The following is a 26,558-nucleotide window of genomic DNA, read 5'->3' on the forward strand; positions in this document are numbered from 1 at the left end:
ATTGAGCACGCAAATACACTCTTATAAACGCTAAGCAGACTAACTCAGATTGGTCGATAAATCATCTAATTAGCATGTAATTTCATGGTTATAAATCTATTCTAAGAAACTTTTTTGTAATTTTGGAGTATGCCCAATGCATCAGCTAACACTTGAGGTTCATCTACGACTAAGTTGATCACTGTCAACGACTCAGGCAATTGTCCCATGCCACCATAATAAGTTTGGGGCCGCTTAAAAATCAGCTGCACATTCGCGGTATCACCGCGGCCTATCGTCAAGATTTCTGGGGCATTGATTGCAGTTGAATCACCTACCGATTTACCCCACATTTGCTGTGGCTGTACATGAGCCAAAAATGTTCCCAATTTCAGTTCACTTATCTGGGTTAAATCGATCGACATAAAACCCCAGATACCATTATTGATAATGAGCTTACCTTCCCTTTGATACAGGGAGTAATAACGACTGATACGGTAATTGGCAGCAATTAATACCACTGAATACAAGATCAAACCAGAAACTAATACGGCAGCAATATGACTCACATTATCGACTAGTGTGTAACTCACTATCGAAGCCGCTATTAAACACATTATGATGACTAATGCATGCCAAGGCTGGGCACTGAGCAACTTAAGCGGCGTAATGGATAAAGGGTGCCGACGGGAAAAATAAGGAATAGCGTAATACCAGCTCGCGGGTTCAGTGGCGAGTATTAAACCTAAGGTCAGCTTTTTATCGTCAAGCATTTGATTCTTTGGCAAATCAGTGTTTGATGCACCCTTAATGTTAAGTGTTCTAAGTTCATTCGCCTCATCACCTTTCTCTTGCTCCACTGTTTCAGCATACTGAGCAATGATCGCTAATCTTGGATCGCCTGAAGCCTTCCTCGCCTGCCACAATCCCTTAATAATACTCACCATCAAATACAATTCGATGAGCAACAATATCGCAATAATAGGGAAACGCAGCCAAGCGACAAACTCGAAATACTCTGCAATTTGAGGAGGGTAGCTGAGGCGAGCCATTAGGCTGCTCAAACTTAGAATAACCAATATTCTCCAGCTTTTTTGCGCACCAATTTTGATAATCCAATACCAATAGAGCAGAGGTAACAACACAAAATATAGCGCACTGACGAGTGCCAAGGACAACTGCTCACTTGTTTGCGTTAACTGTTCTGGAAGTAAATTAAACCCAAGCCAATACACAATAATCATCAAAATGAGAAAATAAATTCGATATTTAGCTGGGCGTCTTAGTCGAATTTTAAGCATTTAGCATCCTTGTCAGTTAATCTAGCCAAGCCTATACGATAGTGAAAAACTAAAAAGTAGCTTCGCTTATCAATAACATGATGGATAAAACCATGAATACAATGCTGGCTTAAAAACGCTCAAACTGAGCATTAGACCATCAAACCTAACGCCAATTGCCTCGTCAGCTCTGCGGCAGGAATCGCCTGACAACCTGTTGCATTTTGGCCGCACCAAAGTGGGCTAAAATCACCAAATCCTTGTTGTTCAGCGGCGCTTCGCAATACTGCGACGGCACTTGAGGCGAGCGGAAAATCCGGTGCGGCATTATTGATGGGACCAAGCTCTGCCATAAAACGATTCATAATTCCACGGGCGGGTCGACCAGTGAATAAGTTAGTCAGAGCCGTATGCTGCGCCGCCTCACTTTGCAGGGCGGCACGGTGAATATCACTGGTGGTACATTCGGGACAGAGTAAGTATGCCGTCCCCACTTGCACCGCCGAGGCGCCCATCGCCATAGCGGCGCGCACTGTCTTCGCATCGACTATGCCACCCGCTGCAATCACAGGAATATCAACGGCGGCAATGATTTGCGGCAATAGACTAAAAGTGCCTAATTGCTCGGTTAAATCATCGGATAAAAAATGCCCCCTGTGACCTCCGGCCTCTAAACCCTGCGCAATAATGGCATCCGCACCACGCGCTTCAAGCCATAGGGCTTCTTCTACAGTTGTCGCTGTCGAAATGATTTTTGAACCCCAAGACTTTATCTCCAGCAACAAATCTTCATTCGGTAAGCCAAAATGAAAACTCACCACCTCAGGTTTAAATTTAGCTAACACTTCAGCCTGGGTGCTGGTATATGGCGCGCGTTGTGCCCCCACGGTTTGGCTATCAGAATTGACACCCAACTCAGAAAAATAAGGCGCTAGTTTATTAAGCCATGCGGCTTGTTTCGCTGCTTGCGGTTCAGGTTCGTGATGACAAAAGAAGTTTACATTGATGGGCTTAGTCGTCTGGGTACGAATATGTGTCAAGGCGGTATCTAAGGCTTCGAGGGATAACATGGCGCAGGGCAAAGATCCCAACGCTCCCGCTTGCGACACGGCAATCGCTAAGGCACTGCCCTGAACACCCGCCATCGGCGCTTGAATAATTGGTAATTCGATTCCAAATAATCGGGTTAACTGGCACGGCATACATCACCTCCTTTGACTTGTTATCACTTGATGCTCAATCCTGATATGGCCCCGCGGCTAAACGCTGGGAGATCCACCACAGATTGCCCACGGGATCCCGCACTCCACCTTGGCGATCGCCATAGGGCATATTCGCCACTTCCATCACTAATTCACCCGCAGCGGCGAGTGCCTGAGCCACCGTTTTATCGGCATTTTCCACATATAAATAATAGGATGCGGGCATAGGCGTAAAAGCTTCACTCGCCTCACTCAACATAAATAAACAGTCGCCGATTTGCATCTGTGCATTAGCTATTTTGCCATCAGCCCGACGGGAAATATGTAGCGCTTTAGCATCAAAGGCTTGCTGTAAAAAAACCACTAAACTATCAGCATCAGCGATCATCATATACGGGCTAACTCGTGCAAATCCTGACGGAATAAACATAACGATTCCTTGTTACCTAAGCATGAAATTGATCATAAAAAACCACTATAAGCCAATGACTATAGACTAAGCACTATGGCGAAAACCAGCAGTGGCAATTAAGCCTTAAGCGTGAAATGTAAACTTAAGCATTCAGTGAACAAGTCAAAGCGTAAAGCCTGCTAATGTAAGACGACCCTACAATTTCAACCACTCTGCAGCCCATCATAAAAGTGCTATAACACTTCATGGCACTGGTTATTAAGAATAAATCAGCTTTATTTAGCATCGACTTAGCAACTATGGATCATTCATCTATGCTTAATCTATTGTTAACTTAACATGATGATCCTATGCACTTTACTGCATTCTTCGCTTACTCCCTCAGGATTTGCCTCACCTTAATCCTCTATAGTTTCGCCTTTGCAGTGCAGGCAACTTGGTATCCCGCCGATGTGATTGCTGATGGCAAAAAAACGGCATACACACCACTCACTCAAGCCAATAAACCATGGCGGATCTGTGCCTTACTTCCCCATGGTAAAGACCAATATTGGTGGGGCGTCGCCTTTGGGTTATCGCAGGAAGCCGAACGCCAAGGTGTTACTCTCGGCATTTATGATGCTGGAGGATATGACAATATTGAGCAACAAAAACAACAACTCTATGATTGCCAAGCCCTCAAAGCTCAAGCCTATATTATTGCTGCGAATACGGCTGACGGACTGATTGCGGATATCGAACAACTCTCTGCTGTGGGCATTCCTGTTATTGATTTAGTGAATGGTATCGCGACCGACAAACTAACGAGTCGCTCCTTAGTCAGCTTTGAAGATATGTCTGCGGCGGCGATTGAGTATATTGCATCGCAGCAACGAGACCCTGTCGATAAAGCGCCTGCGAAACTTAAAGTTGCTTGGTTTCCAGGGCCTAAGGACGCCTCTTGGGTTATAGCAGCAGAACAAGGATTTAGGCGGGCGGCAGCTAAACAAGAGTTCGACACAATTGAAGGAGGGTTTGGCACTACGGAGTTATTTATTCAAGCTGATTTAGTGCGAAAAGTACTTGCTAAACAAAGTGTAGATTATGTGATCGCCAATGCAGTTGCCGCCACTTTCGCGGCGCGCTATTTAGACGGGCGTAGGAATAAAACGGGAAAAGTCATCGCGTTCTACTCGAATGCACAGACCATAGAATTAGTGCAGAAAAAACAGTTACTCGCGACGGTCAGCGACTCACCAGTATTGCAGGCTCGGATTGCCATCGATCTCGCAATACGCGCACTCGAAGGTGCGCCTTATCCCCACAAAGTGAGCCCAGTTATCAAGGTTATCTCCCAAGACAACATCCACCAGATTGATTTAGAACAAATATTAGCGCCACAGAATCAGTGGATGATCCATCAGGATCTACCACAGCAAAAATGATGCTCACTAAACTAAATAATCGGCGCCCAGCCCAACAAATAATGCGAGTCCTGCCCAATTGTTATTGAGAAACGCTTTAAAACAAGGGGCTCGTTCGCGATCAAAGATCAGCATTTGCTGGTAAGTACTAAAACCGACAAAAGTCAGTAAACCTAGGCCATAGAGTAAACCACGATCAGCGCTCCAACCGGCGGCGATAAAACAAGCCAGCGCAGCAAGCTGAAATAGCCCTATGATTTGGCGGTCATATTTACCGAACAAAATTGCAGTGGATTTAATGCCCACCTTTAAATCATCATCCCTATCGACCATGGCATACATGGTATCGTAGGCGACAGTCCAAAACCAATTGGCCGCAAATAACCACCAAGCCTCGATGGGTACTTCACCCGTCTGCGCGGCGTAAGCCATAGGGATAGACCAACTCCACACCACGCCTAGAAACATCTGCGGCATATTGGTGATGCGTTTAGTGAAGGGATAAATGATCGTGAGGATAATACCAACAACGGATAATTTAACCACTAATCCATTGAGTAATAAGACTAAACCAAAAGCAGATAAACCTAAAACGACGAACAGTATCAAGGCTTCTTTAGTGCTGATTTCACCACTGGCCAGCGGCCGAGATTTAGTACGTTCCACAAAAGAGTCAAGATCGCGATCGGCATAGTCGTTAATAATGCAGCCACAGGCACGCATGATCACCACGCCAATAATAAAGATGATCAATACCTTAAAATCGGGCATACCACCCGCCGCTAACATCAGCGCCATCAAGCATGGCCACATCAGCAATAGCGTACCTATGGGACGGTCGATTCGAGTAAGACGGGAATACACATCCCACTTCTGCTTTAAATTCATTAACTAGGTACTCCCAATACCCTCAAGTTTCCACTCGGTTTCAGGATTAGCATCATATACCCATGCTTCTCCCGATGCGAATTTACGCCCTGAAAGCGTGTCATAAAAAGCTGACATTCATCGCGTTCAGGGCTGGTATTAAAGCGCCTCTAACCGAGCGTAAGCCACCACTAACCACTTGCTGCCAAAGTCAGTAAAGCTCACTTGTACTCGCCCTTGGGCACCGCTGCCCTCAAAGTTGGTCACTTTACCTTCACCAAATTTAGGGTGATTGACTCGTTGGCCGACGTTAAAACCAGTATCGTTTGTGGCAGCCGATTTTGGGGCGCTAAAACGATTATTTGCCATCGGCGTTGAAACCTGCGCCTTAAGACGGATTTCATCCACATATTGCAGCGGGATCTCTTTGATAAAACGCGACGGCCGCGCGTAATCTTCGCGGCCATAAATGCGCCGCGATTCCGCATAGGTAATGTAGAGTTTTTCCATGGCGCGGGTCATGCCCACATAGCAGAGACGGCGTTCTTCATCGAGTCTATCGCCCTCTTCGAGCGCCATTTTACTCGGGAAGATCCCTTCTTCGACACCCGCCATGAACACCATAGTGAACTCTAGCCCTTTGGCAGAATGCAGCGTCATTAGCTGCACCGCATCGGTAAAGGCATCGGCTTGGCCTTCGCCCGCTTCGAGCGCCGCGTGGGATAGGAAACCGTTAAGTTCGCCCATGTCCTCCAGCTCTTCTGGCATTTCGAAAGTTCGCGCCGCCGTGACGAGTTCTTCTAAGTTTTCGATTCTAGCGTGGGCTTTTTCGCCCTTTTCAGCTTCATACATGGCCTTAAGGCCCGACGCTTGGATCACTGTATCGGCCATGCGATACAGCACCATATCTTGGGTGTCTTCACGCAGTGTCATGATTAAGTCCATGAAACCACGCACAGAATTTGCCGCGCGGCCCGCAAGCACTTTCTCGTCGAGCAAACGCACACTCGCCTGCCACAGGGTTAATTCATGCTGGCGCGCCGTGGAGCGCAAAATATCCAAAGTGCGATCGCCAATGCCACGGGGCGGCGTATTCACTACACGCTCAAACGCCGCATCGTCGTCTTTGTTATTAATCAGCCGTAGGTAACCCATGGCATCTTTAATTTCTTGGCGTTCGAAGAAGCGTAAACCGCCGTAGATGCGATAGGCTAACCCTTTGTGTAATAAGGCTTCTTCCAATACCCGCGACTGAGCGTTAGAACGATATAAAATCGCACAATCACTGAGGTTGCCGCCCTTTTCGTGCCAATCATTAATTCGACCGACAATAAAGCGCGCCTCGTCCATTTCATTAAAGGCGCAATAGAGCGAAATCGGATCGCCATCGGCTTCATCCGTCCACAACTCTTTGCCCATACGTTCTGGGTTATTGGCGATTAAGGCGTTGGACGCTTTAAGGATATTGCCCTTCGAGCGATAGTTTTGCTCGAGGCGAATCGTGGTCGCACTCGGGAAATCTTTTAAGAATCGGTGTAGGTTTTCAACCTGAGCACCGCGCCAACCGTAAATCGATTGGTCGTCATCACCCACTATCATCACATTGGCAGTTTGACCGGCAAGCACGCGGATCCACGCATATTGGATCGCGTTGGTATCTTGGAACTCGTCCACCAAAATATGCTTAAATCTGTCTTGATAATGGGCCAACAAGTGCGGCTTATTGAGCCATAACTCATGGGCACGTAATAGGATTTCGGCAAAATCGACTAAACCCGCGCGGTCGCAAGACTCTTGGTAGACCTGATAGATTTTTAGCAGATTCTGCTCAAGCGGAAAACCGCCCGCATCGATATGTTTAGGGCGTAATCCTTGGTCTTTTTTACCATTGATATAACCCTGAGCTTGGCGTGGAGGATATTGTTTCTCATCCAAATTCAAGCTTTTAAGAATACGTTTGATCAAGCGCACTTGATCGTCAGAATCAAGGATTTGGAAGCTTTGCGGTAAACCCGCATCTTGGAAGTGAGTGCGTAACAAGCGATGCGCCAAGCCGTGGAACGTGCCAATCCACATGCGGCCCATATTAGTGCCAGCGACTTTTTCAACTCGCTCGCGCATCTCAGCCGCAGCTTTATTGGTAAATGTCACCGCAAGAATCGAGTAAGGACTCTGCTGTTCAACCTGCATCAGCCACGCAATGCGGTGGGTCAACACCCGAGTTTTACCACTGCCTGCGCCCGCCAACACTAACATGCTAGATTGCGGTGCCGCGACAGCCTCGCGCTGCTTGTCATTCAGGCCGTCTAGTAAAGAAGATACGTCCATTCTCGCCTCCAAAAAATCGAGGAGGCATTATAACAGAAGAAAACCAGCCTGCGCGTTTGATCCATAAGACAAGAGCCACAAGACGAGAGCCATAAGGTGAGTGATATGTTGCCGCACCTTGGTTTGTGCTTTCTCTGCAAGAATGCCGCAGTGCCGAATCGAGCTTAAGCAGATATGAATGGCTTGGCTGGGGAGCCTTTGCAAGATAAAGAAAATTAAGAAATTGATTAATAATTAATTTTTAATTCAGTTTCAACGATTAAGCACTGTCATTCCAGTGACACGCAGCAAGCACATCCATGTGTGCTCGACCGTGGCATCCATGCCACGGACAGTCACTTTCATGCCAGCGCTTAATCTTGCCAACCCCGACAGTAATCTGACCCCCTTCTTACAAGCATGCACTCTATAAATTTAACAATGGATGGATCGTTTAATTTTCATTCATATAAAGGAATTGTTAAGGCTGAGATGGGATTGATGTGTTCACCAAATGTTTAGTTTTCTAACAGGATTAGACTCTCTTGAAAATGACATTTTACTTGCAACATTAAAATAAATGTCGCTGCATAGATATTCAGAGAAGCTTCCATTAACAGCATGATTTATAAAGCAGTTATAAAGTGTTTTTACAAAATCATTCATCGTGTCATCAGAAATTTTGTAATTAGCTTTTAGCTGTGCTAATTCATTTTTTAACTTACTTTTTAGAGCTTCATCATCTTCCAAACGAAGGCAATAAACCTTGGGAGTGTGATAGACAAGGCTACAGAAATAGTTAACTTCTAGTTCGTAGTTGATGCTTCTGCCCTGGTAATGATTCCTAAATATGGAAAGACAAATGTTAGATATTTCATTTAGTTCATCCAAAGTATGCTTTGCAACGATATCTTCAAATCGATAAAAATGAATGAAAGTACGGTAATCAACTTGAACCATGGAGTTCTTAATACAGTCAGACATTTTCATTCTCTTTATAGGACTGAAAAAAATTCCTATATGTAATGCAAGATTTTCAGTACCTTTTATCAAATCAATAAAAAAATTAATTAAGGCCAAAATAGCATCCAATATATAAGTTATTGTTTTTTTGATAAAATTTTTGAGACTATTCATACTTGCTCGTTCGTGTCTATAAAAGCACTGGTCGCTGGTAATGATATCAGTTTATCAAGACACCGATTGTTAAATTTTGCGGGTACAGGGGAGAATGAAAAGCGGTGATTTTCACGCTTAGGGTGAAACAGGACATCCACAACTTTTTAATGCTTTAACTGACCAACAGACAACTCAACAATCAAAGGAATACGCCATACCCTCGGAGTTGCCGCAGGGCATTAACGCTCGTTGCGTGATCGAGGCATGGTCGTTCTCGTGCATCCATGCACTTCACGACATTCAGTCATCCTGCCTATCAGATGCCGAGATAGCGTCAGTCTAATCAGGGACGAGCGTCTGACGCGATAGCATAAGTGCGCTAATTGCCCAAGGGGCTTTCAACTCCGTTAGGGGCGTCTTGGCTGATTGTTTATAAATAGGAAGGAGGATAGGACGAGCAGTCCTCCTTGGTCGACTTTTGATTAAAACATCAGGGGGTGAAGCCCCACGACTTTGACTTTGATTAAATAATTCAAACAAGAGTTGGGACTGTAACAGGAGTAGCTGTGCTTAACACGACTACCTGAAATAGATAGTAATGTATCAAAACTCAAACCTCCTTCTCGATGAGAATAACTTTAGGTAGCGGCGGATCGCGGTTAGAATACTCTCCCTGTTTTTCTTGGTTACTTTTTCGGAAACAATAATGTCCCATTCAGCGCTTAATTCTTTTGATGATTTTTACCAGCTTTTGGCTGACAGCTTGGCGAAGAATAGTCTGATCAAACTATTGTTGAGTAAGTACCGAGGGGCAGATAAAAGCCTGCAGCGCATCACGATTCGGCCGATTAGTTTGCAAAATGAGCCTGTGCTGTCGTTTGTGTATCAGCATCAGACGAATCACATCACTAAAAACCTGAGTTATGACGAAGGCTTAGCCAGCATAAAACTGTTACTCGGTAACGATTTTAAGAGTGCCCACTTAGCCACGGCGCAGGCAGAAGTTCAGCTTGAGATCAGCAAAAAAGGTAAAGTCCAAATCAGCACACATAACGTTAAACAAGCCGTCGCGGCGCCCTTAGAACATGACCGTGAGAAAAAGCGTTTTGTGGATATCGAACGTCCCTTCCTGACCAAGCTAGGGGTGACGGACAGCCAACATAATCTTATCCCTGCGATGTCGCGTAAATGGAAGCAAATCAATAAATTTATTGAGGTTTTCAGCCAAGCACTCGAAGCCTCACCCCACAAGAATGACCAACAGATCAATGTGGTCGATTTTGGCTCTGGCAAAGGCTATCTCACCTTTGCAATCCATGACTACCTGCGCCACAGCCTTCACAATGATGCGCAGGTGACTGGGGTGGAATTACGCCAAGCCTTGGCCGATTTATGTAATGAAACGGCGGCAACGCTGGATCATCAAGGATTGTCGTTTGTCTGCGGCGATGTGAGAACCCACGCGCCTAAGCAAACCGATGTGATGATCGCGCTGCACGCCTGCGATATAGCCACTGACTATGCGATTCATTATGGTATTCGCGCCAATGCCGACATCATCATGTGTTCGCCTTGCTGCCATAAACAAATTCGCCCGCAGATGCACAGTCCAGAGTTGTTTAAACCTATGCTGCAATATGGGGTGCACATGGGCCAACAGGCTGAAATGGTGACGGATTCATTACGTGCGCTATTTTTGGAAGCCAATGGTTATGCGACTAAGGTGTTTGAATTTATCAGCCTAGAACATACCAATAAAAATAAGATGATTTTGGCCGTTAAAAAGCCACAACACAATCAGAAAGACAGCGCCGCAATCCTCGCGCAAATAGCTGACATTAAAGCCTATTACGGTATCAAGGAACACTGCTTAGAAACCTTACTCGCGCAAACCCAAGCCGATTAACGGCCGGCGGTTTACTGGCAAAGCATTAAAACTTTGCGCTCATGACAACCCCGTTGAAATTGAGGCAATCTTTAATTCTTTGCTGCTGAACTGCGCTAAGGGTGTCGATATCGTGGAAGGCAAACTCTGAATGTTCGTGGCTTAAGTGGATCGGCAATGGCTCACCTTCTGCCACATTTTTTGCCACCTCAGGCCCATCAGGCAACAACAGTTCACAACGAAAAATAAAGGCTTGGGATTGATAGGCGCTGTGATAATACACGCCGCTCAAATAGTTAACCCGCACACTTAAGCCTAATTCCTCTTGGCATTCGCGCACTAAGGCCTCGTGAATCGTTTCACCGGGCTCGAGTGCGCCACCGGGCAAACCCCAAGCAAAATTACCATAATTGGCCTTAAGCAACAGTACTTGTCCCTGCGCATTAGTGATAACCGCGTGGCTGCTCAATCTAAAGGTATCGTTAAAGGCCACTCAGTTATCCTTGCATTTCTGTTCGGTACGTATTTGAGATATCAGACTAAATCACTTAGCCGCAAAGGTATTACAACTGGCGAGATTACCCGAATCAAACCCTGTCTTAAACCATTTCACCCGCTGCGCCGAACTGCCGTGGGTAAAAGCATCGGGCTGTACGGCGCGACCCGCCATCTTTTGCAGACGATCGTCACCCACTGCACTGGCGGCGGCAATGCCTTCCGCTAAATCGCCCGCTTCAAGTAAGTTAAGTTGTTGATTGACATAATGCCCCCAAATCCCTGCGTAGCAATCAGCCTGCAATTCAAGTGCGACACTCAATTGATTCGCCTGCACTTTACTGCCAGATTGCTGGGCTTGGCGCACCTTAGTGCTCGTGCCCAGCAGGTTTTGCACATGGTGACCCACCTCGTGGGCAATCACATAGGCAAAGGCAAAATCACCGGGCGCGCCTAAGGTTTTAAGCTCATCAAGAAAGCTAAGATCGATATATACTTTGCTATCGGCAGGGCAATAGAAAGGCCCAGACTGCGCCTGTCCCATACCGCAGCCAGTGGAGGTCATATTGCGATAAAGCACTAACTTAGGCTCTCGATATTGCCCTTTGAGCAACTGGCCCCAAACGGTTTCTGTGGTGCCTAAAATGGCCGCCACAAACTGGGCATTTTCATCCTGTACCGCTGTTGTTGAGCTAGATTGGGATTGGCTAAGATGAGCTTGAGTATTTGGGTCGAGTGACAGACCACCAGTAAAATACTGAAAAGCAATATAAATGCCGCCGATGAGCAACACCACACGACCAAGTTTAGTTCTCAGCAAAAAGGGCAAGAACCTGAGTAACAAGGCACTCGGCACACCCGCAGATGCCATTTGCTGGCCGCGTCTGTCTTCGATATTGGAGCTTCTGTCAGTGTCACGCCAGCGCATCGCATTCCTTCACTCTGTAGTTAAAACTTTCATTAAACCGCTATTAAAGTCGCTTAGATGCACAACTCTGATTTCGTATTTGCACTCTAGCGCCTAGTGGTTAAGAGCCTAGTGGTTAAGAGCCTAGTGATTAAGTGTCTAGTGATTATTTCGCCTGTGTATCGCTTGTGGGCGCGTCTTTCAGTGAACGCAAAAACAACCCTAAACCACCAAAGGCCAAAACGAGGATCACGATAAGTTCAAAGGCCGACATGGATTTAAAGTGGAATTGAATCGAGCTGATCACGCCCACAACCAAGGCCGTAAGCGAACCTAGACTCAACAGCCAAGCTAACTTACTCTTAGCGTCAAAAAACACCATCACAATGCCGATAATAAACGGTAGCATCACCATGCCTGTGGTAATCGACATGCCTTGCCCAAAGGCATTCACTCGATATAAGCCATAGCCCAGTCCAAAACTAGAGCTCACCTGTATTGCATTGAACAATAAATAAAATCCGCCACACATCATGGCAAGACCCATAAAAAATTGTCCCGTCCCGCCCTGTGTTCCGCCCGCACCTTTCATAGATATCCTTTCTACATTAACGATTTTTGAGTGGCTTGTTCTATGGCCATTTTCAGCCGTTGATTTTCTTCTAATGCTTTTAGTTTTTCATACAAATAAAGGTTTTTATCCACCTCAGCAACACAGCGCTGTTTATCTCGCATAGGCTCATAAGATTCAACACAGGTTCTTGCACCACAGACTCATTCGGTGCAGGCAGATGTCAGCACAGTAAAGAACAAGAGCAGCATAATCAAAGGGAATTTCACCATCAAGCACGCCTCAGTGAATGACAAAAATAACACACCTTATTCATAGGTAACGCCCATATTGCTAATCACACATTTTTGCTAAGTGATATCAAGCTTATTCAGGCCCCATGTTGACATAAATTACGCGAAGGCCAACACTCAATGATGAATTTTTATACGCATGAACGACGACACTAAAGTGGATTAAATACACAGAGGCTAAAATAAGGATGCTGCAACGATTCCAATATAAGCCCTACCGTTAACATAAGGAATGCCTTTGAATACGCTATTAATAGGAAAAGGTGAACAACAGGTTCACTTAAATCTTAAGTATGCCAATCGCCATGGGTTAATTGCCGGTGCCACAGGGACAGGCAAAACCGTGTCGCTGATGAGTATTGCCGAAGGTTTTTCACGCCAAGGCGTGCCAGTTTTTATCACAGACGTTAAAGGCGATATCTCGGGTCTAGCTATGGCCGGCACTCCAAGTGAAAAGCTATTACAAAGGGCAACTCAAATTGGCATTGAGGATTATCACAACGAAGCCAACCCTGTAGTGTTATGGGATTTAGCGGGCGTTCAAGGCCACCCGCTGCGTACCACCATCAGCGAAATGGGCCCGACCTTACTCGGCCGAATTTTAGAATTGAATGACACCCAGAGCGGTATTTTAGACATAGTCTTTCAACTGGCGGACGACCAAGGATTATTACTGCTCGACTTAGATGATCTGCGGGCCATGCTGGCCTTAGTTGCCGAGGAACGCAAAGAAATCTCCGCCAAATATGGTTTAATCAGCGCCCAATCCCTCGCAGCGATTCAACGCTCGGTACTAGGATTAGAGCGCGATGGTGGCAAAGACTTTTTTGGTGAACCCGCGTTACAGCTTGAAGATTTAATGCGCACTAATTTGCAAGGGCGCGGCATTATCAATTTATTAGCAGCGAACAAACTGATTTTAACACCCCGTTTATATTCAAGTTTTTTACTCTGGCTACTCTCAGAATTATTTGAGAATCTGCCCGAAGTCGGCGATCCCGAAAAACCTAAGCTAGTGTTTTTTATCGATGAGGCGCATTTACTCTTTGAGGATTGCCCACCGAGTCTATTAAAACGCGTCGAACAGATCATGCGCCTAATTCGCTCAAAAGGCGTAGGCGTTTATTTTTGCTCGCAATTTCCTGATGATGTCCCAAACGAAATTCTCGGACAATTAGGCAATCGTATTCAACATGCCCTGCGAGCTTACACGCCAAGGGATCAAAAGGCGGTCAAAACCGCCGCCGAAACCTTTGTGCCTAACCCCAAACTGGTTGTTAGCGACGTCATATCCCAGCTCGCTGTAGGTGAAGCCTTAGTGTCTATGTTAGCCGACAAAGGCGTGCCAACTATGGTCGAGCGCGCGCTCATCGCACCGCCACGTTGCCGCATGGGACCCGCCACAAGTGAGGAGTTACAACAAGTCCGTGTCCAAAGCCCGATTGGAGGTAAATACGATCAGTTAATCAACCGCGAATCGGCCTACGAACGCCTTAACCAAAGACGAGTTGGTAACGCCACCAGCGACACCACATCCACAGCAAGTGATGCTCAAACGGGCCAAAAAGCCGAAGAACAAGGTTGGTTCAGTGAACTCATTTTTGGCAATAAGCGCCGCCAAGGGTTAGCTGAAACCTTGTCAAAACAAGCGGCACGCACAGTTGGAAGCCAATTAGGTAAACAAATTTTGCGCGGTATATTAGGTGGCATGTTAGGTAAATCGAGCCGACGTTAGGCATATGGTACTTAGTTAAGCCTCCAATTAGGGCCCACTAAAACCACAAACAATGACGAAAATAGAGGTACTGTGTCCTTGTTCGCATATTTCTTATACAGGTTAACGCTAGCATTAGCATTAATTATTCTAAGTGATAGATGGATCATGGTACGGAATTCGGTGATAAGATTATTTTGCTGTAATCGCTCATTGAGGCAAATAAATTCACAGATAATTATCAATGATTTTAGATATTTGTAATTTAAAATGTTGTAATTTGAGATAAAAATTTCGCTTCAATCAGGACGTCATGGAATAGGTTCAATTAAGTACGGCTTACATGATTAGCCTGATGAATAACCAAAGAGTACATGGAGTTTTATATGAGTAAAGAGCAAAAAAACCGTAAAGAATCGAAGAAACAACCGCTGATGTCTCCTAAAGAGAAAAGAGCAGCAAAACATGCGAAAAACGCAACTAAAGGTTTCTTAGATAACACTAAATAGTGTCTTGTTATTAGGAGGTTTGTCCTCTAATAACACAAATAGGGTTAACTTAGGTTAGCCCTTTTTATTGCCCGCTTCATTGAACCAACCAAGGTTTACCTCACAATACAACCTTGCTCAAAACAGTCTCAGATCTCAGTTTTGTGATACAAAAGTAGCAGCTATCGACTATAGCCTAATTGACCTTTTCCAGGTTTTATGTAGTTATATTGAGCTGATTACGGTATTTACCGCTCGAAAGACCCTACATAACACTATAAAAAATAAGGATATTTCATAATGAAAATCAAAAAACGTTTTGTCGCCGTCGGCGCAGCAGTGACCCTCACACTCAGTGCTGCCGCTATGGCTGCTGCCCCCGCCTTTATCAACATTCTCACAGGCGGCACCAGTGGTGTGTATTACCCTATTGGCGTTGCGCTGTCGCAACTCTACGGCACAGGAATCGAAGGTTCTAAAACCTCAGTTCAAGCAACTAAAGCCTCGGTAGAAAACCTCAATTTATTGCAAGCGGGTCGTGGTGAATTAGCATTCGCTTTAGGTGATTCAGTCGCAGCAGCATATCAAGGTGATATTGATGCAGGCTTTAAAACGCCGCTGGATAAAATCCGAGTACTTGCCTCGGCTTATCCTAACTACATTCAAATCGTCGCCAATAAAGAGTCTGGCATTAAAACCTTGGCTGATTTAAAAGGAAAACGTATCTCAGTGGGTGCCCCTAAATCAGGGACAGAACTCAATGCCAGATCGATTTTCAAGGCTGCGGGATTAAGTTATGAAGACATGGGGAAAGTCGAGTTTTTACCCTATGCCGAATCCGTTGAGCTAATCAAAAATCGTCAATTAGACGCCACTTTACAATCTTCCGGTCTCGGCATGGCAGCTATCCGTGACTTAGCTGCGACTATGGCAATCAACTTTGTTGAAATTCCAGAAGATGTGATCGCTAAGATTAACAATCCCGCCTATCAACATGGCGTGATCCCAGCATCGACCTATGAAGGCCAAACCACCGACGTTTCTACCGTCGCCATTCAAAATTTACTGGTGACTCAAAGCGGTGTATCGGATGATTTAGCCTATCAGATGACAAAACTCATGTTCGAGCACTTAGACCGACTCGGTAACGCGCACTCCGCCGCGAAGACCATCAGCGTAGATAAAGCGACGAAAAATCTGCCAATACCACTGCATCCAGGTGCAGAACGTTATTACAAAGAAGTTGGTGCACTCTAAGTTTTACTGATATCTGTGCATCCTATTCCAAACTAAGCAATTGAGATGCCGTTGAATAACGGCATCTCGTTTATATCATCTCTGTAGTCTAATGCTGTGAGGCATAATATGAGTGATCCCCAACAAGGTCTCAGCGCCAATACTGGCGATTGGCCCAAGGCTCTATTTTATACAGCCTTAATTTTTTCTATTTTTCAAATCATCACTGCCGCTTTTCATCCCGTCTCGACTCAAGTACTGCGTGCCACCCATGTGGGCTTTTTACTGTTAGTGGTTTTTTTAAGTTATCCCGCTAGAGGAAAATCTCAGCCTTGGCAGCCACTCGCTTGGCTACTCGGTCTAGCTGGCATTGCCACAGCGGCTTATCAGTGGTATTTCGAAGCCGACTTAATTCAACGTTCAGGCGATCTGACCGATGCGGATATAGTGATAGGTATCACTTTGATCGTATTAGTGTTTGAAGCAGCGCGCCGAGTCATGGGCTGGGCGCTACCTATCATCTGTAGCATCTTTTTGATGTATGGCTTATTTGGCCAATATTTACCCGGTGACTTAATGCACCGCGGCTATGGATTCGATCAGATCATCAATCAATTAGCCTTCGGTACCGAAGGGCTATACGGCACACCAACCTATGTGTCGGCGACATATATATTCCTGTTTATTCTCTTTGGCTCCTTTTTAGAACAAGCCGGCATGATCCGTTTATTTACCGACTTTGCCATGGGATTATTTGGCCACAAGCTCGGCGGTCCTGCAAAAGTTGCAGTAGTGTCATCGGCATTGATGGGGACGATTACAGGATCAGGTGTTGCCAACGTGGTAACAACGGGCCAATTTACCATTCCACTCATGAAACGATTCGGTTATCGCCCAGCCTTCGCCGGCGGGGTAGAGGCAACATCGAGTATGGGCAGCCAAATTATGCCGCCGATCATGGGTGCAGTGGCCTTTATTATGGCCGAAACCATTAACGTCCCCTTTATAGAGATAGCCAAAGCGGCATTGATCCCTGCGCTACTTTATTTCTGCTCCGTATTTTGGATGGTGCATTTAGAAGCCAAACGCGCCAATCTCTGTGGCCTGCCTAAAGATCAGTGCCCTAATCCATGGGCGGCAATTAAAGAGCGTTGGTATCTCCTTATCCCCTTGTTTATTTTAGTCTACTTGCTGTTTTCAGGTAGAACGCCGCTGTTCTCAGGCATGGTAGGACTCGCCCTCACATCGATAGTGATTTTAGGCTCAGCCATAGTACTGCGACTTTCCTCAATGGCGATGCGGATTGCCTTTTGGATTGCCCTTGGCATCCTATGCGCTGGCTTCTTCCAACTCGGGATCGGGGTCGTATTTGGGGTTATCGCCTTATTAGTCGCCATTTGTTGGTTTATTAAAGGTGGCAGAGATACTCTCACCATCTGCTTGCATGCACTGGTAGAAGGCGCCCGTCATGCCGTGCCTGTGGGTATCGCCTGTGCTTTAGTCGGTGTGATTATCGGCATAGTGTCACTGACAGGAATTGCCTCGACCTTCGCGAGCTATATTCTTGCCGTTGGCCAAGATAACTTGTTCTTATCACTCGTGTTAACTATGGTCACTTGCCTAGTGCTCGGCATGGGGATCCCCACAATCCCTAACTACATTATTACTAGCTCGATTGCCGCTCCCGCATTACTCGACCTCGGTGTGCCACTGATTGTGTCGCATATGTTTGTATTTTATTTCGGCATCATGGCCGATCTCACGCCTCCCGTTGCCTTAGCCTGTTTTGCCGCGGCGCCAATCGCTAAGGAATCAGGCCTTAAGATCAGCCTTTGGGCAATCCGTATCGCCATTGCAGGTTTTGTGATCCCCTTTATGGCGGTTTACGATCCCGCTTTGATGCTTCAAGGTGATAGCTGGTTAGCCACTGGGTTTGTCTTGCTAAAAGCGACTGTGGGTATTGGTATTTGGGGCGTCATCTTTACCGGATATCTATTACAAAAACTCTACTGGTGGGAACGCGTTATCGGCTTCCTTGCGGGTGCGAGCTTAATTCTTGCTACGCCGTTAAGTGATGAAATTGGCTTTGGGCTCGCGCTGCTATTTATCGTGCAACACAGCTGGCGAGCACGCAAACTCAAACGTCTTGCAGAGCAAGGATAAGCTCTTGATATTATTGGTTATTAATCAGCCATTGAAGGTAAACAGATGCTAGGCCTGTGCTTAGGCCTAGCGGGCACGCTGTGGGCCCAAGTGCCCACAGACAACTTCACCTTGGCATGGAACCACAGCATAGAAAAAATTCGCTGGGAGGAAGACTATAACGTCACGCCACAAGGATTAGTGTTGGTCGAAGCAAGAGTGAAAGGTACGGGTGCAGGAATGGAAATCCCAGATGATGCCTATCTTAAAAATGGCAGCTGGCATTATCAGCCCAAGCTGCCCATTTTGCCTGTGTTGCGCTTAGGTCGCACGCCCGAAGCAGGGGATTTTGAACTTTGCTTCACTCAAATCTCAGGAAAAGTGCAATGCCAAGCCATGAGTCATTGGATTGGCGTACCCAACAAACAAACAGCCACGGTTGAACTTTGGGGTTGCAACTCTTTGCCTTAAGCGCGTTTATCCATATATTTACGCTCAATTTCTATTAGGCGCTGATTAAAATCCTCAAGGTGTGCAAACATTTCGGCCTCAGCTTTCGCCCCATCTTTTGCGATAACCGCTTCGACAATGACATCATGCAAACCTAAAGGATGAATTTCATCAGTCGGTGGCTGAAACTTAGTCGTTTGATTACTTAATAAAACCAACAAGGATTTTACGATCGCTTCTAAAAAGCGATTTCCAGACATTTCAGCGAGCAAATAATGTACTTGAGATCGCAATATGACAGTTTCGGGATAAGCCAATGAGTCACTTTCATGACTATTCGCCTCTTGCAAAGCTTTAGCTTGCTCTGGAGTGCAATTTTTAGCAGCCATTCTAGCCACTTGCGGCTCAATCAGCATGCGTGCTTGACACAGTTCAGGAAGGGAAAGTTTCCCCATGAGAAATAAATCTTGGCAAGCATCACTTAAACGTTCAAAGGTTAAGTGCTTAACAAATGCGCCACCTGTTGCACCTTGGCGAATCTCCACTAATCCACCCGCTTCGAGGCTTTTGATCGCCTCTCTCACCACAGTGCGACTAACTTGAAATAATTCTATTAATTCGCGCTCAGAGGGTAATTTATCGCCAGCCTTATATTCGCCGTCTAAAATAGCATTTTTCAGTTGCTGCCCGACTTCACTCGATGCTCTTATCTGCTTAATTGGCTTGAAGATATGCACTTGATTATCCCAAATATGCTTAGTGTCGCCATACTAGCATAAAACCGCATTAACGCAGAAAAAGTACTCTCATCTTTCCTACATTAGTGATTAAAAAACATTCATCTTTGTTGATCCAAGTAACATCTGTACGAATTTCGTAACTAGTTTCTCATATTCATCCTAACTTCGTTGTCGACATTAGTCATACGTCATACATTTAACCTAAGAATGTTAAACATAATTTCTTTAACTAGCTCAGACAATTCTGATCAGGGCTTACTAATAATAGGGAAGATGATGATGAAAAAATCTTATTTATCTTTGCTTGTGCTATCTACGCTAGCGATTCCAGCTACAGCAGATACCAGCATTGATCAAATGTTTAGTCAAGGTACGTTAAAAGGGGAATTACGCTTATTCGATTTTACCCGTGACTTTGATAATACGACGAACACTAAACACGATACGTCATTTGGCGGACTGTTTTATTACAATACCGCAAAAGTGAATGGCCTCAGTTTTGGGACCAGCTTCGCATCTGCAAATCCCATTTGGACCAATGATTCAGATGATGTCTACGGCCTAGTTGCTCGCGATGCCGCTGGCGACCATGACAACGTCAACCGTTTACAGGAGTATTTTGTCCAAGGTAATTGGTGGGATACTCAATTCAAATTAGGTGCACAAGAACTGCGCACACCAATGATGAATCCCCATGACATTCGTGCGATCCCACGAACTTTTCGCGGCTTTTCAGCAGAAAATAAGAGTGTTGACAATCTAACGTTATCAGCACTCTATATTACAGATTCCATGGGGTGGTCTGATAATAACTTCGTATCCGTAAAAGAGGCGGTACAAAGCGAATTAGCAAGAGCGGGTATTGTGGCAGATGTTGCCGATAACCCAGTTTATGCCCTAGGTGCTAAATATCAATTGCCCTTTAAAACAGTCCAAACTGAAGCCCATCTTTGGCACTACAGCATGGAAGATGTTTTCAATCAAACCTATGCCAAAGTGAAATTATCCACTCAGTTAGGTGCGACTAATCTGTACTTAACCCCCTCTTATTTAACACAACAAGCCACTGGTGAAGAAACCGGCGGCCCACTCGATACCTATCAATATGGCTTTCATCTAGGCGCCAAATTGGCGGGGGCAGATCTCACTTATATGTACGCCAAAACCGGGGATGACACAGTGCTGACCCCATGGGGCGATGAAAAAGTGGTCATTCAACAGGTATATCAATCTGCACGGGCGAATGAAGAGGTCAACGCGTTAAAGCTGGCCTATGACTTTGAAAAATTAGGGGCGAGTGGATTAGAAGCGTATGCCTTTTATGGGCAGTACGATGTGCCAGAGGGGACTGCGTCAGATTTTAATGAAACAAACTTTTCAATCGCCTATAAATTTTCAGGCATGTTATCGGGCCTAGGCCTTAAGGCGCGTTATGCCATGGTCGATTTTGATCAAGCTGAAGATCTTGACGATCTGCGTTTATATGTCACATATAAATTTGTTTTAGGTAAATAGTCACAAATACAACTCCCCTGCACCAAACTTAATGCGGGTGTATCACGCCTTGTTGGATACACCCGGTTTTTACACTGCAAAATGCTCAATCCATTTAAATGTTGCGGTGAATGCGTTGACTTAATTATTGAGATCAAAAATGGAAAAATAATTTCTTAATTATTCCAGCCATGGCTATTTCATGTGTCTTATTTATCGGATGCGGAAATAACGATGACTCTAACGCCTCATTACCACAATTAACTCCCGTAAACCTAGAACACTAAATATATGTAGTGAAATAGCTTAACAACACATATTTTATTTTGATCACTGTATTTAAGAAATACATCTTCCTCAAAAAATTCACTGCATTATTTAATAAAGAAAGTCCTACATTAGCTTGTTTCAAAAAGAATAATCATATTAACAGCTCAAAACTCCAGCATTTTGTGAAGCACTGCAAAGATGTAATTAATACCTCTTTTGGTTTATTGTCATATGTCATACATTTAAACGTATGTTGTTAATGAATGAGAATTTAATCACTTTCACACAACTGCACTTCTAGTTTTTAAAGCAAACAAATCACATGCGGTTATGGCCAGATCCATTGTCATTGCTAACGATGTCATATCGACCTTAGCAATGAGGACCCAAGGAGTATCAAAATGAGTAAAGAGCATTCACAGAAACCGAAAGAAATCGATCAATACACTGCTAGCGTCCTGCAAAATGGTATATCTCGAAGAAGTTTCCTAACTCGAGCTGCAGTGGGAAGTGGTGGCTTAGCCTTTGCAAGTCTTGGTATTGCTTCAGCGAGTGCTGCACCCCTTCAAGTTGGCACTGAATATGGCGAAATTGGCGGCGCAACGCTCAATTTTCTACCTAAGCCAAAACCTATTGCTGATAAAGATATTGCAACAACCCAAACCTTTGATGTTGTCGTCGTCGGTGCTGGAGCTTCTGGTGTGCCTGCGGCTCTATCAGCCAGAGAAAGTGGTGCAACCGTTGCGTGTTTACAAAAGCAAGCCATCCCTGTCTCTCAAGGAAACACTGGTTCAGGAATTGACCTGAAAAACAGTGATAAATCAGCAATTGAAGCTTTAGTTAGCCGTTTAATGGCGGATAACGCGCACCGTTCACATCCCGGTCTTCTTAAGCAATGGGCTTACAATTCAGGTGAAGCTGTCACTTGGGTTATCGATAGAGTGAAACAAGGTGGCGGCCAGATTGTTGACCAAGGTACCAAAGTGCAGCACGGTATTCGCGGAATTGCTGATACTGATGACCGTTTAAATTTTATCACTTCTTTCTGCGGCCCTAAACCCTACACCACGGGTGATGCTATGCGCGCATTATCTAAAACAGCAGAAAAAGCAGGCGTTAAGTTTTTCTTTAATACTCCTGCACAACAATTAATCCAGGATGAGTCAGGAAAAGTCATCGGCGTCATTGCTCAAACTCGTGATGGTAAGTACCACAAATACATGGCGAAGAAAGGTGTCATTCTGTCCTCTGGCGACTATCAAAATAACAAAGCTATGTGTGACTTCTTCATCCCCGAACTGAAAAACTTTGAACGTAAACAAATGGATCGTACCGGTGACGGTTTTGCTATGGCCTATTGGGCTGGCGGCGTTATCGAACCTGTTGGACATACCAAAATGTTGCACGACTTCGATGCCGGCCCGGCTTCCATGTGTGACATGCCATTCTTAGCGGTAAACCGTAAAGGTGAGCGCTTTGTGAATGAGAAGGTTGAGATGTCTCTAATGAATAACTACTTGAAAGATGAGCAGAATGCGGGGCATTACTCACAAGTATTTGATTCTGACTATATGACGCAAGCGAAGGATTGGCCTGGCCACCTCTATTCTCCTGAAGAGCTTAAAGTTTATATGCCTGAAGTTCCTGGTGAGAAAACAGGAGTATTTCCCTCTTTGATCAACACCCATTCAGCTAACACATTAGAAGAATTGGCTGTGAAGTTAGAGTGCGATCCAAAAACCTTTGTTGCCAGCGTTAACCGTTATAACGAGCTGTGCAAAAAAGGTAAAGATGAGGACTTCGGTAAACCTAGAAGCAAAATGGTACCAGTGCTCAAACCACCGTTTTACGGTATTCACCGTCGTATGCGTATTTCTACTTTATGTTCAGGAATTCTCGTTAACGACAACCACCAAGTACTTGATGCCGATGGTAAGGAAATTCCAGGTTTATTCATTGTTGGTAACCTAGGAGCAGGTTTCTATGGTGGCGTTGACTACCCATTAACGGTATTTGGCTTGTCTTTAGGTCGCTGCTACACCTTCGGCTATTTAGCGGGCAAATATGTAGCAAAACTATAGAACACATAGTCATCAATAATGGATGCCTCACATTTTGGCATCCTGTGAAATGAATAATGGGATCAAACAATGAAAAACTTAACAATTATATTGGCTATTATTTTGGGTATTTTCGCTGGCAGCGCGTTCGCTAAAGAGAGTACTTTACTCGATCAAACTCATATGGCGAAAGGGCTTAAATGTGCAAGCTGCCATGGTGCAGAAGAACGACAAGCCGTCCCTATGCTCAAGTGTGTACAATGCCACAACACTAAGAAATTAGCGGAAAAAACGGCGGATGTAAAACCAACCAATCCTCATAAAAATCGCCACTTCGACACAGAAACTAATTGCAGTAAGTGCCACCATGTACACAAAAAATCTGAAAACTATTGTGTCAGTTGCCATCAACCATTTAATTTTGTAACTCCATAAGCTGATGACACTAAGCTTAAAAAGCTAAAAACAAAAAACCACCATTAAAGGTGGTTTTTTGTTCGAATAAGGCACTGTAATCAAATATAAATTAAGTATTACTAAGATCTGCAGGCTTGGATCATTATTCCGACGACTGATAAAAACAATATCCATGCTTTCCTTGGTGTTTCACGCGATACATGGCGGCATCCGCGCGATCACAACTCTCGGCAAAACTATCACCATAGCCAAATATATCAATACCGATACTCAGGCCTACCTCTACTTCACAACCTTCTAGCAGGAATTTATCTCGATAAACATCGAGCAATGATTGTGCGAGCGCCCCTAAAGATTCACGATCAAATGACGGCAGTAATATCACAAACTCGTCGCCACCTAACCGTGCGATCTGCGCGAATTCACCGGCGTGATATACCAAAGTATGCGCAACGTGCATCAACAGGCTGTCACCAAACTTGTGTCCGTGACGGTCATTTAACGCTTTAAAACCATCAAGGTCGATAAAAAATAACGCTCCGCGAATACCTGGTAGCGAGGATTCATCGAATACTTTGGCAATAGCTTGGCGATTCATTAAGTTGGTGAGTGGATCACTGTGGGCTAAGCGGGCTAAATCTATTTCGTAGCGCTTTTCTTGAGTAATATCGATATGGCTGCCCATCATTCGCAGTGGTGTTCCATCAGCTAAGCGCTCGACAATACGCCCGCGATCGGACACCCAGGTTATGCTGCCATCTTTGTGTAGCATTCTGTGAACTGCTTGATAGTAATCGGCTTGACCATTCACATGATCTTCAAAGGCTTTTATCACCCACTCTTTATCTTCTGGATGTAATTTACTTTTCCAGATATCAACATGGGCAGCAAACTCTTCAGGACTAAACCCGAGCATTTCGCCCCAGCGCATGTTAAATATGGTTAAATTTCCGCTTGGAATATGCTGTTCCCATAGACATAAGCCATTACCATCGAGGGCCGCAAAGAGTTTTTCTTCGGCACGATAATTCAACGCTGCTAAATGAGCGTTTTCACTTTTTAGCTGAGCGATCTCAGCCTGAAGTTGCGCAATTAACTCTGCTGCAGTATCCGAAGCCACGACAAATATCTTTCCTTTAAGTGGGAAAATTGAGTCTAGTGTAAATCACCCTATGCCGAAGCAACATAGCGAGGAGTGCAAGATGAGCCAGAATCATATTGGCTCAATCGAGCTTACACAGACTCTCGCAGTCCTGTCACGCTTAGTCGCGAGTCAGCACTTCGAGCAATTCGATCTCAAAGGTGAGATCAGAATTTGGTTTGATATGAGCACCCACTTGGCGCTCGCCATAGGCTAAGTGAGCTGGGACTAACAACTTACGTTTGCCACCGACTTTCATCCCCATAATACCTTGATCCCAGCCTTTAATCACACGGCCAGTACCAATTACACATTGAAACGCCTGACCACGATCATAGGATGAATCGAATTGGGTACCATCCTGCAAAAATCCACGATATTGGGTGGTGATCAGTGCGCCTTTTACCGCTTCTTTTCCTTCGCCCACTTGCAGCTCGATTACTTCTAATTCAGTCATATCTTCATTCTCTTTTCTTGTTCGCACTTAGGGCGTGATATTCAACTTTGCGCAGGATTTTATCACCGACGAGCGGGCTTGTCGGCGCAATCTAAACATTTCTGCAGCTCGGTTCACTGCTTAATCCTTAATAATAAGGTTATCACGGGCGATAACATCATCACTCGCCCTTTAAATTACTGTCGGTTAGCCCAATATATAAGTCGTATAAACGTTTTATTTTGGAGCTTTGCCATGATTATTGCCTGCCCCCATTGCGATACGTTAAACCGCGTTCCCAATGAGCGTTTAAACCAACAACCCACTTGCGGTAAATGTAAGCTCAGTGTCTTTACGGCTGCGCCGATTGAACTCACTAGCGCAAACTTTGCCAACCATGCCAATAAATCTGAGCTTCCCCTAGTCGTTGACTTTTGGGCCAGCTGGTGTGGGCCCTGTAAAAGTTTTGCGCCCATATTTTCTGCAGCAGCTAAAACTTGGGAGCCTCAATTTCGCTTCGGTAAAATCAATACTGAAGAACAGCAAGCCCTCGCGGCTCAATTTAATATTCGATCTATTCCAACCTTAATGATTTTTAAACAAGGCCACATACTCGCACAGCAAGCCGGAGCTTTACCCTCCTCAGCGTTTAACCAATGGTTAAATGCCTATAAATAAGAGGATTGAGCTAAGATACAACCGCTCAGCCGAGCTAATTTGTAAAGGTAACGAAAATTGAAAAAAGCAATGTTCTTACTGGGCGCAGTACTCTTGCTAGTGGTGACAGGATGGGGTTTACAACAACATCTCACAATTGATACTTGTCTCGACAAGGGAGGGACTTGGAACGATGAAACTCAGCAATGCATTCGCCCATTCGAGCAAGGGATAGCCTTTACTCGCAGTGATCATAATTCTGCCGAGCCGCAGACAGCTTATGTTTATCTTTCCGAGAATTTACAGCAAGCAGAAGTGTTTTTTGCCATGACAGATAAGCCTATTATTTTACAAGCCGTTACTGTCACTAAAGGCGATACCGCTCCCGTATTATATAAAAATGACATTGAACAGATTGATATCATCAACGTAAAAGAAATCTTTTATCTACGTTATCAACATCAAGCAATTTATAGCGCAAATACTTTTAGTCGCAACTTAACCTCAAATTAAGTGCAAAACATAAGCATAGAGTAAACTTCGAAACACTAAGCCTGACACTAAGCCCAAAAACTCGGAACGACTCAGCTAAA

At 44.9% G+C, this 26,558-nt stretch carries 25 protein-coding genes; 12 read left to right on the forward strand and 13 right to left on the reverse strand.

What is annotated here, in order from left to right; translation table 11 throughout:
* Window positions 1-101: 101 nt before the first annotated feature.
* From L5M17_RS16625 to L5M17_RS16635, 3 genes are all read right to left on the reverse strand, one after another.
* Window positions 102-1,280: a hypothetical protein gene (locus L5M17_RS16625; RefSeq protein ID WP_263148570.1), complete on the reverse strand. Its 1,179-nt coding sequence runs from the start codon at window positions 1,278-1,280 to the stop codon at window positions 102-104.
* 131 nt (window positions 1,281-1,411) lie between these two features.
* Complete coding sequence (locus L5M17_RS16630) at window positions 1,412-2,461, reverse strand: NAD(P)H-dependent flavin oxidoreductase (RefSeq protein ID WP_113939226.1); 1,050 nt, start codon at window positions 2,459-2,461, stop codon at window positions 1,412-1,414.
* Window positions 2,462-2,495: 34 nt separating this feature from the next.
* Window positions 2,496-2,891: a VOC family protein gene (locus L5M17_RS16635; protein ID WP_131524224.1), complete on the reverse strand. Its 396-nt coding sequence runs from the start codon at window positions 2,889-2,891 to the stop codon at window positions 2,496-2,498.
* 332 nt (window positions 2,892-3,223) lie between these two features.
* On the opposite strand from L5M17_RS16635, the gene torT reads away from it, so the two are divergent.
* Window positions 3,224-4,297, forward strand: coding sequence for a TMAO reductase system periplasmic protein TorT (torT, locus tag L5M17_RS16640; protein WP_263148571.1), 1,074 nt, complete (start codon window positions 3,224-3,226; stop codon window positions 4,295-4,297).
* Window positions 4,298-4,303: 6 nt separating this feature from the next.
* On the opposite strand, the gene ubiA is transcribed toward torT, so the two are convergent.
* The 3 genes from ubiA to L5M17_RS16655 all read right to left on the reverse strand — a co-directional run bounded on the left by ubiA (window position 4,304) and on the right by L5M17_RS16655 (window position 8,587).
* Window positions 4,304-5,164, reverse strand: a complete 861-nt coding sequence (gene ubiA, locus L5M17_RS16645; RefSeq protein WP_263148572.1) for a 4-hydroxybenzoate octaprenyltransferase — start codon at window positions 5,162-5,164, stop codon at window positions 4,304-4,306.
* 138 nt (window positions 5,165-5,302) lie between these two features.
* Window positions 5,303-7,471: a DNA helicase II gene (uvrD, locus tag L5M17_RS16650; RefSeq protein ID WP_263148574.1), complete on the reverse strand. Its 2,169-nt coding sequence runs from the start codon at window positions 7,469-7,471 to the stop codon at window positions 5,303-5,305.
* Window positions 7,472-7,957: 486 nt separating this feature from the next.
* Complete coding sequence (locus L5M17_RS16655; RefSeq protein WP_263148576.1) at window positions 7,958-8,587, reverse strand: hypothetical protein; 630 nt, start codon at window positions 8,585-8,587, stop codon at window positions 7,958-7,960.
* A 688-nt stretch (window positions 8,588-9,275) separates the two neighbouring features.
* On the opposite strand from L5M17_RS16655, the gene L5M17_RS16660 reads away from it, so the two are divergent.
* Window positions 9,276-10,475 (forward strand): class I SAM-dependent methyltransferase, encoded by a 1,200-nt coding sequence (locus tag L5M17_RS16660; protein WP_263148578.1) that lies wholly within the window; start codon window positions 9,276-9,278, stop codon window positions 10,473-10,475.
* Between the two features lie 25 nt (window positions 10,476-10,500).
* Here the strand turns inward: L5M17_RS16660 and L5M17_RS16665 are convergent, their stop codons facing one another.
* The 4 genes from L5M17_RS16665 to L5M17_RS16680 form a co-directional block, all read right to left on the reverse strand.
* The gene (locus tag L5M17_RS16665; RefSeq protein WP_263148579.1) at window positions 10,501-10,947 is read right to left on the reverse strand and encodes an NUDIX hydrolase; all 447 of its coding nucleotides are present in this window, start codon (window positions 10,945-10,947) and stop codon (window positions 10,501-10,503) included.
* Between the two features lie 51 nt (window positions 10,948-10,998).
* Complete coding sequence (locus tag L5M17_RS16670) at window positions 10,999-11,877, reverse strand: neutral zinc metallopeptidase (protein ID WP_131524218.1); 879 nt, start codon at window positions 11,875-11,877, stop codon at window positions 10,999-11,001.
* A gap of 145 nt (window positions 11,878-12,022) precedes the next feature.
* Complete coding sequence (locus L5M17_RS16675) at window positions 12,023-12,448, reverse strand: hypothetical protein (protein WP_107949438.1); 426 nt, start codon at window positions 12,446-12,448, stop codon at window positions 12,023-12,025.
* 11 nt (window positions 12,449-12,459) lie between these two features.
* The gene (locus tag L5M17_RS16680; RefSeq protein WP_263148580.1) at window positions 12,460-12,591 is read right to left on the reverse strand and encodes a hypothetical protein; all 132 of its coding nucleotides are present in this window, start codon (window positions 12,589-12,591) and stop codon (window positions 12,460-12,462) included.
* Window positions 12,592-12,958: 367 nt separating this feature from the next.
* Here L5M17_RS16680 and L5M17_RS16685 point away from each other — a divergent pair, with 367 nt between their 5' ends.
* The 5 genes from L5M17_RS16685 (at window position 12,959) to L5M17_RS16705 (ending at window position 18,771) form a co-directional block, all read left to right on the forward strand.
* On the forward strand, window positions 12,959-14,455 hold the full coding sequence (locus L5M17_RS16685; RefSeq protein WP_263148581.1) for a DUF853 domain-containing protein: 1,497 nt from the start codon (window positions 12,959-12,961) through the stop codon (window positions 14,453-14,455).
* A 365-nt stretch (window positions 14,456-14,820) separates the two neighbouring features.
* Entirely contained in the window at window positions 14,821-14,943 is a 123-nt protein-coding gene (locus L5M17_RS16690; RefSeq protein ID WP_105250371.1) for a hypothetical protein, read from the forward strand.
* Window positions 14,944-15,222: 279 nt separating this feature from the next.
* On the forward strand, window positions 15,223-16,179 hold the full coding sequence (locus L5M17_RS16695) for a TAXI family TRAP transporter solute-binding subunit (RefSeq protein WP_105250372.1): 957 nt from the start codon (window positions 15,223-15,225) through the stop codon (window positions 16,177-16,179).
* A gap of 108 nt (window positions 16,180-16,287) precedes the next feature.
* Window positions 16,288-18,321 carry a TRAP transporter permease gene (locus tag L5M17_RS16700; RefSeq protein WP_263148582.1) on the forward strand — a complete coding sequence of 678 codons (2,034 nt, stop codon included), beginning with the start codon at window positions 16,288-16,290 and terminating at the stop codon, window positions 18,319-18,321.
* 45 nt (window positions 18,322-18,366) lie between these two features.
* On the forward strand, window positions 18,367-18,771 hold the full coding sequence (locus L5M17_RS16705) for a DUF1850 domain-containing protein (protein ID WP_263148584.1): 405 nt from the start codon (window positions 18,367-18,369) through the stop codon (window positions 18,769-18,771).
* On the opposite strand, the gene L5M17_RS16710 is transcribed toward L5M17_RS16705, so the two are convergent.
* Window positions 18,768-19,487: a FadR/GntR family transcriptional regulator gene (locus L5M17_RS16710; RefSeq protein WP_131524214.1), complete on the reverse strand. Its 720-nt coding sequence runs from the start codon at window positions 19,485-19,487 to the stop codon at window positions 18,768-18,770. The genes L5M17_RS16705 and L5M17_RS16710 overlap by 4 nt on opposite strands.
* Before the next feature lie 279 nt (window positions 19,488-19,766).
* On the opposite strand from L5M17_RS16710, the gene L5M17_RS16715 reads away from it, so the two are divergent.
* From L5M17_RS16715 to L5M17_RS16725, 3 genes are all read left to right on the forward strand, one after another.
* Window positions 19,767-21,005 (forward strand): OprD family porin, encoded by a 1,239-nt coding sequence (locus L5M17_RS16715; RefSeq protein ID WP_263148586.1) that lies wholly within the window; start codon window positions 19,767-19,769, stop codon window positions 21,003-21,005.
* Window positions 21,006-21,655: 650 nt separating this feature from the next.
* Window positions 21,656-23,335 (forward strand): FAD-binding protein, encoded by a 1,680-nt coding sequence (locus L5M17_RS16720; protein WP_263148588.1) that lies wholly within the window; start codon window positions 21,656-21,658, stop codon window positions 23,333-23,335.
* A 69-nt stretch (window positions 23,336-23,404) separates the two neighbouring features.
* Window positions 23,405-23,749 carry a cytochrome c3 family protein gene (locus L5M17_RS16725; protein WP_263148589.1) on the forward strand — a complete coding sequence of 115 codons (345 nt, stop codon included), beginning with the start codon at window positions 23,405-23,407 and terminating at the stop codon, window positions 23,747-23,749.
* Between the two features lie 124 nt (window positions 23,750-23,873).
* Here the strand turns inward: L5M17_RS16725 and L5M17_RS16730 are convergent, their stop codons facing one another.
* Entirely contained in the window at window positions 23,874-24,851 is a 978-nt protein-coding gene (locus tag L5M17_RS16730; RefSeq protein ID WP_263148590.1) for a diguanylate cyclase domain-containing protein, read from the reverse strand.
* A 142-nt stretch (window positions 24,852-24,993) separates the two neighbouring features.
* Complete coding sequence (locus L5M17_RS16735) at window positions 24,994-25,329, reverse strand: FKBP-type peptidyl-prolyl cis-trans isomerase (RefSeq protein WP_263143341.1); 336 nt, start codon at window positions 25,327-25,329, stop codon at window positions 24,994-24,996.
* A gap of 234 nt (window positions 25,330-25,563) precedes the next feature.
* Here L5M17_RS16735 and trxC point away from each other — a divergent pair, with 234 nt between their 5' ends.
* On the forward strand, window positions 25,564-25,986 hold the full coding sequence (trxC, locus tag L5M17_RS16740) for a thioredoxin TrxC (protein WP_263148591.1): 423 nt from the start codon (window positions 25,564-25,566) through the stop codon (window positions 25,984-25,986).
* A gap of 57 nt (window positions 25,987-26,043) precedes the next feature.
* Window positions 26,044-26,478: a hypothetical protein gene (locus L5M17_RS16745; protein WP_147250499.1), complete on the forward strand. Its 435-nt coding sequence runs from the start codon at window positions 26,044-26,046 to the stop codon at window positions 26,476-26,478.
* Window positions 26,479-26,558: the final 80 nt, after the last annotated feature.

Source organism: Shewanella sp. SW24, assembly GCF_025653395.1.
In the GTDB taxonomy this organism is placed as follows: domain Bacteria; phylum Pseudomonadota; class Gammaproteobacteria; order Enterobacterales; family Shewanellaceae; genus Shewanella; species Shewanella oncorhynchi.

Excerpts from the sequence above, each read along its gene's own strand:
- L5M17_RS16625 (WP_263148570.1), bottom strand. The coding sequence starts at position 1,280 with ATGCTTAAAATTCGACTAAGACGCCCAGCTAAATATCGAATTTATTTT.
- L5M17_RS16630 (WP_113939226.1), bottom strand. The coding sequence starts at position 2,461 with ATGCCGTGCCAGTTAACCCGATTATTTGGAATCGAATTACCAATTATT.
- L5M17_RS16635 (WP_131524224.1), bottom strand. The coding sequence starts at position 2,891 with ATGTTTATTCCGTCAGGATTTGCACGAGTTAGCCCGTATATGATGATC.
- torT (WP_263148571.1), top strand. The coding sequence starts at position 3,224 with ATGCACTTTACTGCATTCTTCGCTTACTCCCTCAGGATTTGCCTCACC.
- ubiA (WP_263148572.1), bottom strand. The coding sequence starts at position 5,164 with ATGAATTTAAAGCAGAAGTGGGATGTGTATTCCCGTCTTACTCGAATC.
- uvrD (WP_263148574.1), bottom strand. The coding sequence starts at position 7,471 with ATGGACGTATCTTCTTTACTAGACGGCCTGAATGACAAGCAGCGCGAG.
- L5M17_RS16655 (WP_263148576.1), bottom strand. The coding sequence starts at position 8,587 with ATGAATAGTCTCAAAAATTTTATCAAAAAAACAATAACTTATATATTG.
- L5M17_RS16660 (WP_263148578.1), top strand. The coding sequence starts at position 9,276 with ATGTCCCATTCAGCGCTTAATTCTTTTGATGATTTTTACCAGCTTTTG.
- L5M17_RS16670 (WP_131524218.1), bottom strand. The coding sequence starts at position 11,877 with ATGCGCTGGCGTGACACTGACAGAAGCTCCAATATCGAAGACAGACGC.
- L5M17_RS16675 (WP_107949438.1), bottom strand. The coding sequence starts at position 12,448 with ATGAAAGGTGCGGGCGGAACACAGGGCGGGACGGGACAATTTTTTATG.
- L5M17_RS16680 (WP_263148580.1), bottom strand. The coding sequence starts at position 12,591 with ATGCGAGATAAACAGCGCTGTGTTGCTGAGGTGGATAAAAACCTTTAT.
- L5M17_RS16690 (WP_105250371.1), top strand. The coding sequence starts at position 14,821 with ATGAGTAAAGAGCAAAAAAACCGTAAAGAATCGAAGAAACAACCGCTG.
- L5M17_RS16695 (WP_105250372.1), top strand. The coding sequence starts at position 15,223 with ATGAAAATCAAAAAACGTTTTGTCGCCGTCGGCGCAGCAGTGACCCTC.
- L5M17_RS16700 (WP_263148582.1), top strand. The coding sequence starts at position 16,288 with ATGAGTGATCCCCAACAAGGTCTCAGCGCCAATACTGGCGATTGGCCC.
- L5M17_RS16705 (WP_263148584.1), top strand. The coding sequence starts at position 18,367 with ATGCTAGGCCTGTGCTTAGGCCTAGCGGGCACGCTGTGGGCCCAAGTG.
- L5M17_RS16715 (WP_263148586.1), top strand. The coding sequence starts at position 19,767 with ATGATGAAAAAATCTTATTTATCTTTGCTTGTGCTATCTACGCTAGCG.
- L5M17_RS16720 (WP_263148588.1), top strand. The coding sequence starts at position 21,656 with ATGAGTAAAGAGCATTCACAGAAACCGAAAGAAATCGATCAATACACT.
- L5M17_RS16725 (WP_263148589.1), top strand. The coding sequence starts at position 23,405 with ATGAAAAACTTAACAATTATATTGGCTATTATTTTGGGTATTTTCGCT.
- L5M17_RS16735 (WP_263143341.1), bottom strand. The coding sequence starts at position 25,329 with ATGACTGAATTAGAAGTAATCGAGCTGCAAGTGGGCGAAGGAAAAGAA.
- trxC (WP_263148591.1), top strand. The coding sequence starts at position 25,564 with ATGATTATTGCCTGCCCCCATTGCGATACGTTAAACCGCGTTCCCAAT.